Below are 7924 nucleotides of genomic sequence, written 5' to 3' on the forward strand. Positions count from 1 at the left end.
ATCCTTCAGCCTGTGAGGCATTGAGGAGGGACTGGGAGAGGATGGTGACCTTTTATGAATTTCCGAAGGAGCATTGGAGGCACATAAGGACAACAAATGTTATTGAATCACCATTTTTCTCTGTGAGGTTAAGGACTAATGTAGCGAGGAGGATGAAGAATGTAGGGAATGCGGTAGCGTTAATATGGAAGGTTTTGATGGTAGCTGAGAAGAGGTTTAGGAGAATTAGTGCTCCGCATCTTTTGGAAGAAGTCTATGAAGGAGCGATATTTGTGAATGGAGAGAGAATGGTTATGTTAGAAAAAGAAAGGAGAGCCACCGCATGAACAAAATTTACACACCTCTTGACAAGAGCTCTCCCTTCTTTCCAATGTTTAGAAACTAAGGTATAAAAGAGTTTAAAATTTTCTTTTTGAGCTTCTTTATTTTCTCTTAAATATATCATTGCTCTACGCATTTTGATTTGAACTCCTCTCTACAACCTCTTTCGTCTTATAAAAAATAACGATAATATAAGAATAACAACTACGATAACTAATTTTCTCCACTCAGCATGTGGAAAGAGGATTTTTTGTATGATTTCTAATTTTTTATTAATGTAACGAGCCATCGGAGATATAATTAAAATAATCATTGAAGCAATATACATATTATCTCTGTTAATAATAGAAAAGAAAATAGTAAAAGAAGAATAAAACAAAATTTCTACTATACAAGAAATAATTAAACCACTGAATTGAGAATGCAAATCATACGCATAATAAAAAACGGTGGGCAAAATTACTACTATAAGGAATAGCATTGAAGAAATTATGTAAATAACATAATAGCCAATAAGCAACTCAACAGTTCTTATTGGCTTAGTTAGAAGTATTTCAAAATACCCTCTACCTCCATCCTTTCCTAATCCATTTATACCTGAGATTATACTAAAATAAATTGAGAAAAGGGGAGCTGTTCCATATCTGAAAAACTTAAAAGAATCTTCATTAAATGGCATAGAAAAATAAAATGTAATAAAGTAAAGAATAGCACCAACTATATAAAAAAGAAGAAAAGATTTATCTCTTATTCTGTTCAATAAAATATAATAAAAAACTCCTTTATTCATCTTTTACCATTTTCATAAATTCATCTTCGAGAGTTGCTGTCTTTATTTCTTTAAGCTCTTTATAATTTTCTCCATTTTTGATAAAGATAACACGAGTTGCAATTTTTTCTACATCAAAAAGAGTGTGGGAGGAAAAAATGATAATTTTATTTTTTTGGCTTTTCAAATAATCTCTAATTCTAACCCTGGTTTCAGGGTCTATTCCATCAAAGGGCTCATCAAGAATAAGAAGGTGAGACTTATTTATATTTGCAAGAGATGCCATGAAATAGGCTCTTCTTTTAGTCCCTTTAGAAAGGGAGGAAAGAGGTCTTTTTAGATAAAGCCCCAAATCAAACAATTCAATTAGCTCCGATTTTACATTCTTCACCTCCTCTTTCTTCAACTTATAAAGCAAGGAATGAACCCTGAATAAATCATCCACTGTAAATTCCTCTCTAAATTTCGGCTCCTCAGGAAGATAAGAAATAAACTCAAAGATTTTGAAAGAAGGAATTTGATTAAAAATACGTACGATTCCACTATAATCTTTTAAAAGCCCTACAATTATTCTAAAAAGAGTGGTTTTCCCTGCACCATTTGGCCCTATAATCCCTATTACTTCCCCACTGGAAGCTTCAAAGGAGAATCCATTCAAAGCCCTTACCTTTCCGTAACTTTTGAAAATATTTTTCACAGAAAGCATTGATACCTCTCTAACACTGTCTTCCCTTTTATGTAGATATTTTTTCTCCGCATTTTTTTATCTCCATTAAGTTTCATTTGCATATATATTGCATAAATTCCATTTGCCAATAACATATTCATAATTTGATATAGAAGGACATAATGAATAAAAAACACACATTTTACATGGCCATACATTTTTTCTAACCTTCTTCCAAGAACTTCCTTTATTCAACTCCTTCGCTATTATGTCAATTATATTATCTTGACCAAATTTTCCAATACTGGGATTGTTGATATTTCCATAAATTTTTTTGTCGCTTAATATAATCAATTTTCTAAACGTGAATTTGTTCAATGTTTTTCTAATAAAAATATCCTTCATGGACGAAGAACTTTCTAATATTGCTTTTTTATCAATGAATACATTTCTTCTGAAAAAATTTATATTCCTACCATTAAAAAATGGAAAGAAAGCAAAGCTTTTTATCTTATATTTAGAAATCAAATTTTCAGCATCTTCAATGTTTTTTTCCGTTTCAACAATAAATTTGAAACAAAAGTTTTTATTTAAGTGATTTAAAAAATTTAAGATTCCTTCAAAAAGGCTCTCTTTTAAGGGGAAATTAAATAGAATACTTAATGATGAATATTGGTTATCCATCATATAAAGATCTTTTTCAAATATTAAATTCAAATAATGAATAAAATACTCCTTTTTTAATGTATTTCGATTTAATAGGTCAATTAATTCACTAAATCTAGAATATAAAAGGATATTCCCCCCAAGAATATTAAGTTTATATAATTTGCTCCCTTTCAGTTCATTTAGAAGAAAATTTATTTCTTCAATATTTACTTCGTGCTTTTTATTTGTTTTAAAACAAAAAGGAAATTGTTTGTAATAACTTTTACAAAATTCACATGATTGATTACATTGATTATTAATGTATAGATAAATTGTGTCTATATAATCTTTTAGAGAATCCTTTCTCAAGATTTTGTCATTTTTGACTCCAAATGTTAATCCTTCAATTGACTTCTGTAAGCTAAGCACGGGTGTTAATTGAATCGGTTTACCCAAGCTAAAAGTGGTGTTTATTAAACCACCCATAAAATATTTTTTAATTTCCTCTATAAATTCACAAATATTATCTGTAATCTCTTTTCCATATAATCTTGCAACATACAAGTTCCTTTCTGAAATCAGTTTTTTGATTATTCTAATTATCTCTTTGTCTTTATATTCAAGCAACTTGTGGCTCAAAGTGTTATATAAGATTGCCTGATTATTTTTAACTGCGACATAAACAAATGGATTTAAATAAAGCCAATAAGATTTATTGAATTCTTTCATAATTTAAATCTCGCTCTCAATCTCAATGTTTCGCATAATTCTTTTATATAATTTGGGCATTTCTTCTAACAGAGATATTACAAAAGAAGATTTTTCTAAGAAATCGTTATAATTAAGGAAATTATCACATCTTACTCTCTTTTCTTCTAAATTTAATTGAAAAATGCATTGACCACAAAGTTCATTATTATAACAGTTGTTACATAATTTAGCCATTTTCTTATAGTATTTATTATATTTGTCAGCTATTTCCTGAAAATCCAAATTAATTTTTTCCTTTTCTATTCTACCACAATAATATTTGTGCATAATCCTTTCGCAAGGGAATATTTTCCCATTTACAGTGATAAATACTTTCTTTTCAAAAGGATTACAGGTTCCAGTTGTTATATAATTGATATTATCTTTATTATATAAAAATGAATTAATGTTATCATAAACACAACCACTATACGCTTTGATAAAAGCCTCTATTCCTTTAAGTTTGGGCATCTCTGATAATTTAATATCTTTATAATAGATAGGTATTTCTTTGATTTCTGTATCTATGGTTTTCCTCTTTATTTTTTCATAATCTTTTCTTTTCTCTGGTTTGATACCTACACCTGATAATCCCAGAACTATTGGTCTTTTATTAAATGTTTCTTTGAAATACTTTAAAACTTGATAAGGAGAATTTTTATTATGTATTACAGATATAAAGTTAACAAATTTTTCAAAATATTCTGGATACCTATTTTTTAATCTTAAAGCATTATTATAAACTATTTCATAACTTGGAGTATGGTCGGGGAAAATCCGATATTCATTGTTTTCTTTATTCCCATCCAAGCTGATTAACAATAAGAAGTTATTATCAACGAGAAAATCCATATACTTATCTAAAAGAGTCCCGTTTGTGGTAATTGAAAAAATGAAACTCAAAGTAGGCAATTTTATTCCTTTTACATAATCTACCATTTCTTTAATAAAAGAAAAATTCAGCAATGGTTCTCCGCCATAAAAAGAAACTGCGATTTTTCTATGAGTTTTTATGAAAGGAAAATACTCCTTTTTTAAGGCCATTATATAATCAATAACATTTTTACCTATTTTAATACTAAGTTTTTTCCCTCTTCTTTTATCATATCCGTTATATAATTCTCCATATCCACAATATACACACTTCATATTACAACTATCTGTGACTTCAAAACTAATATGGTCTGTATTAGCAAGATAAAATTTTATATTTTCTGCACGATAATGTCTTACTTTTTCCAATTCGACTGTTTTTTTAGAATTGAAATAGTTGTGTTCTTTTAAGAACATAAAATATTCATAATAATATCGAATTGTATCTTTCTCTACCTTTATCTTTTTACCTTCAAAATTTATATAATTACTTTTAAAACTATTTATCCAATTCTTTAGATCTACCCCACTTTCATACAATTTTATTAAATATGCTAATATAGGATGTAGAAGTAAAACCTGGGGAATGCCCGGAGCTAACAAATAGAAATTCTCTTTTTGGGTTTTTATTAACATTATTTTCCTTTTAGCGAGCTCACATGTAACTCCCATTTCTCTCCTCTCTCAATTAATTGATATAACTTATTATCTTTTATGGAGTATGGAAATAACTCTAGGATATTTTTTTCTTTAATCTCTGTGGCAATTGTTTCTAAGAAGTTTCCTTGCATGTCAAATAAATAAAAGAATTTTTTTCCTTTCTTCTCAGCATATGGAAGAACATAAATCTTATTATCTGCAATTTGATAGTCTCTGATAATCGGGAAATATTCAGGAAATCTCATTTTACTTTTAAGATATTCAAACATTACTTTAGTTCCTGGATGTTCCTTGTAAAAATTGTAAACTTCTTCTTTATGAATATCAGATACTCTGAGCTTCCCATAATCATGTTTAATAGAAAAGACTTCTCTTCCAGTTGATTCAAAAACATGAATGATCCCATTTTCGTCACTGACAAAGATTTTATTATATTTACTGTAAAATTTAATAGACTCTTGATTCAGTGGATTGAATCCTTTATGTAAATCCTGAGGTTGAAAGGGAGTCCTTTGCCTGAAAATTTCTTTCTTTTTATTAAGATTTTTATCATATAAATCTATTGTAAGATACTGCACACCATTTTCCATCAAAACGGAAGTTCCAGCAAATATTTCTCCACAGGGTTGATATTCTGATTCTCTTCTTGGTTTCCTTATCTCTTTTAATAACCTCCCATCCTCTGTAAATATGGAAACTTTTGATAAGCTATTGATAAAAAGATAGTCATTCTGAACAAAAGGCTTAATTTTAAAACCCGGAGCAGTTAAGAATTCTCCTGGTCCCTCCCCCTTTTCCCCAAATTTTTTTAAAAGTTTAAAATCCTCTAATGAATAAATGTAAATAGAAGTTTCTTCAACAATAAATATTTTGTTTTTATTTACAATAATGAAATCGGGATTGATAAGTTCTGGAATTTGAACGACCTTTCCAACTAAAATAAAAGACAAGAAAATGATTCCCAAACTAACTAAAATAAACCTTCTCATATTTATCTCCTTTCTCGAATCATTTTAATTAATTTATTTAAATTGTTCAAGGTAAACTCTCCTATAAAAAAACCTTCTCTCTTTGAGCCTTTCGTTTTGCTATCCACACAGAGAAAAGTCAGACTCGGGATAAAATCTGTCCCGAGTCTGACTCGTTAAGCACCTATTCTGTGTGCCTTATCCCCAGGCTAATCCAAATACAGTAAAAATGCTCCCACACTGACACTCCGAGTGTATATTCTCAGAAAAGTAAATTATTTCATTACCGCCACACGCTTCAGTACAATTACTCACAGCCATAGGGACTACAGATTCAGATGGGTATTCTGTCATTTGGGATTCCAAGTAAGTTAATTTTAAGTTAGCCATCTCTTAACCTCCTTAAATTTGTTTTGCCTGTCATCAGGCATTTCTATAAAACCTTTTCCCATTTGCCCATACAAAATATTAATCTTAACTTATATTCTCACCTCCTTTTCTTCCAATTACATCTTATATAATACTTATATCAAGAAATATGCCAGAATTAAGATTGGCTTCTGGAGAGGGTTTTGGGATTTTGGTGTTCTTGCTAACTTACGATATTTCGTAATTTGGATGGCTAAATTGGCTGATTTGCTCATTCATAGGCAATTTATACTACTTACGAAATATCGTAATTATTACGATATATCGTAAATTACTCTATTCCTAACCTTTTCATTTTGCTAATCAGTGTTGTAAGGGGAATCCCCAGAATTTTTGCCGCTTTGCTTTTATTTCCTTTTGTAAGGGATAATACCTTCTGAATGTGTGTTCTTATTGCATTGTTTAGAGTTGGATCATCCATTTGCTCTTTTTTGTTGAAGGAAAGAATAGAATCCATAGATAAGCCCTTCTTTGATAGAAAGGGAGTCAATTCCAGAGGAATGGATTGTTCTTTCTCCTCGTTCTTCATCTTCTCTGGAAGGTCTTCTATCTCTATTGTTTTCCCTTTTGAAAGAAGAACTGCACTGTGTATCACTTTCCTCATCTCCCTAAGATTCCCTGGCCATGGGTATCTCTTCAGTGCTTCCATTGCTGGCTCGCTTATCTCCTTCTCCATGCCAAGTCTCTTACATTCCTTGAGAAGAAAATAATAAATGTATGCTTCTTTATCCTCCCTCTCCCTCAAAGGTAGGATTGTAAGCTCAAGACCTTCTATTCTGTAAAATAATGGTAGATAAAGAGAATTCTTTAGCTCTTCCAGTGAAAGAGAGCTTGCTGAGATTATTCGAACATCCGCTCTTTCAATTCTGTCTGAGCCAAGGGGTTGAATCTCTCGGAAATCAAGAAATCTTAAAAGAGAACACTGGAAATTCTCTGATGACGATTGAATTTCATCCAAGAATACTGTCCCTCCATCAGCTGACTTCAGTAGCCCTCTCCTTTTTTCAATCGCTCCAGTGTATGCTCCCTTTTCATGTCCAAATAGCTTGGAGTAAAGAATGTCCTTTTCATGCTCAGATGAGCAGTTCATTGGATAAAAGGGTTTTTCTCTTCTTTTGCTCAAACAATGAATAAATCTTGATATAATCTCCTTCCCAGAGCCTGACTCACCTAAGATAAGAGCTGGCTCCTCTGATTCTGCTATTTTTTTATTTTTTCAAAATTCTCCTTCAGCCACTCATCCTCCCACATGAAATAAAAATCTTGACTCTCTCTTCTAAGATAATGAGTAAAATCAATGCAGACCTTTTCAAATTCTGAAGATGGCTCTAAAATCCCCTCCTCAAAAAGAATTAATCTTTTAATTTTCTCCTTCAAATCCATCATCCCCTCCTTTTAGCTCCATTTTTTCTGCCTTTTTATTTAAATTTATTCTTTATTTTATTAAATTTAAAAATTTTTTGTCAAGAAAGAAAATGCATGGCTAATTTTATGTTGGAAATAGATGCATTGCATTATGGGAAAATCTATTAGCAATTTCTCAAACTCCCTGATAATCTTATCATTCAGAATGCTTTTTAATATATTTTTTTATTTGATAAAATAAATTATGGAAGCTAAAAGGATAAAAATTAGAGGGATAGTCCAGGGAGTTGGATTTCGCCCCTTTGTTTTCAGGATTGCTGAAAAATACAGATTGAAGGGTTGGGTTCTCAACTCATCCTCATCGGTAATTATCCATATTGAGGGAGAATCTGCGAATATTGAAAAATTTTTAATCTCTCTTATGAAAGAAAAACCCGCCCCTGCGGTAATTGATGATATTATTGTTGAAGAATC

At 30.5% G+C, this 7924-nt stretch carries 9 protein-coding genes; 2 read left to right on the forward strand and 7 right to left on the reverse strand.

Annotation, left to right across the window (positions count from 1 at the left end):
- Window positions 1–326: transposase (locus ABIN61_08820; GenBank protein MEO0294303.1), on the forward strand; the 326-nt coding region annotated here is incomplete at its 5' end.
- A 149-nt stretch (window positions 327–475) separates the two neighbouring features.
- Here the strand turns inward: ABIN61_08820 and ABIN61_08825 are convergent.
- The 7 genes from ABIN61_08825 to ABIN61_08855 form a co-directional block, all read right to left on the reverse strand.
- Entirely contained in the window at window positions 476–1111 is a 636-nt protein-coding gene (locus tag ABIN61_08825) for a hypothetical protein (protein MEO0294304.1), read from the reverse strand.
- Window positions 1104–1796, reverse strand: a complete 693-nt coding sequence (locus ABIN61_08830) for an ABC transporter ATP-binding protein (GenBank protein MEO0294305.1) — start codon at window positions 1794–1796, stop codon at window positions 1104–1106. The genes ABIN61_08825 and ABIN61_08830 overlap by 8 nt, the downstream gene beginning before the upstream one ends.
- A gap of 66 nt (window positions 1797–1862) precedes the next feature.
- A complete protein-coding gene (locus ABIN61_08835) occupies window positions 1863–3134 on the reverse strand; it encodes a TIGR04150 pseudo-rSAM protein (protein ID MEO0294306.1) in 1272 nt (423 codons plus the stop codon).
- A gap of 3 nt (window positions 3135–3137) precedes the next feature.
- Window positions 3138–4700, reverse strand: a complete 1563-nt coding sequence (locus tag ABIN61_08840; GenBank protein MEO0294307.1) for a radical SAM peptide maturase — start codon at window positions 4698–4700, stop codon at window positions 3138–3140.
- The gene (locus tag ABIN61_08845; protein MEO0294308.1) at window positions 4664–5677 is read right to left on the reverse strand and encodes a hypothetical protein; all 1014 of its coding nucleotides are present in this window, start codon (window positions 5675–5677) and stop codon (window positions 4664–4666) included. Before ABIN61_08845 ends, ABIN61_08840 begins: the two co-directional genes overlap by 37 nt.
- 679 nt (window positions 5678–6356) lie before the next feature.
- Window positions 6357–7289 carry a sigma 54-interacting transcriptional regulator gene (locus ABIN61_08850; GenBank protein MEO0294309.1) on the reverse strand — a complete coding sequence of 311 codons (933 nt, stop codon included), beginning with the start codon at window positions 7287–7289 and terminating at the stop codon, window positions 6357–6359.
- Window positions 7286–7471, reverse strand: coding sequence for a hypothetical protein (locus ABIN61_08855; GenBank protein MEO0294310.1), 186 nt, complete (start codon window positions 7469–7471; stop codon window positions 7286–7288). Before ABIN61_08855 ends, ABIN61_08850 begins: the two co-directional genes overlap by 4 nt.
- A 223-nt stretch (window positions 7472–7694) precedes the next feature.
- Between ABIN61_08855 and ABIN61_08860 the strand changes: the two genes are divergently transcribed.
- On the forward strand, window positions 7695–7924 hold a 230-nt coding region (locus ABIN61_08860; GenBank protein MEO0294311.1), incomplete at its 3' end, for an acylphosphatase.

Source organism: candidate division WOR-3 bacterium, assembly GCA_039804165.1.
Taxonomy (GTDB): domain Bacteria; phylum Hydrothermota; class UBA3072; order UBA3072; family UBA3072; genus JAFGHJ01.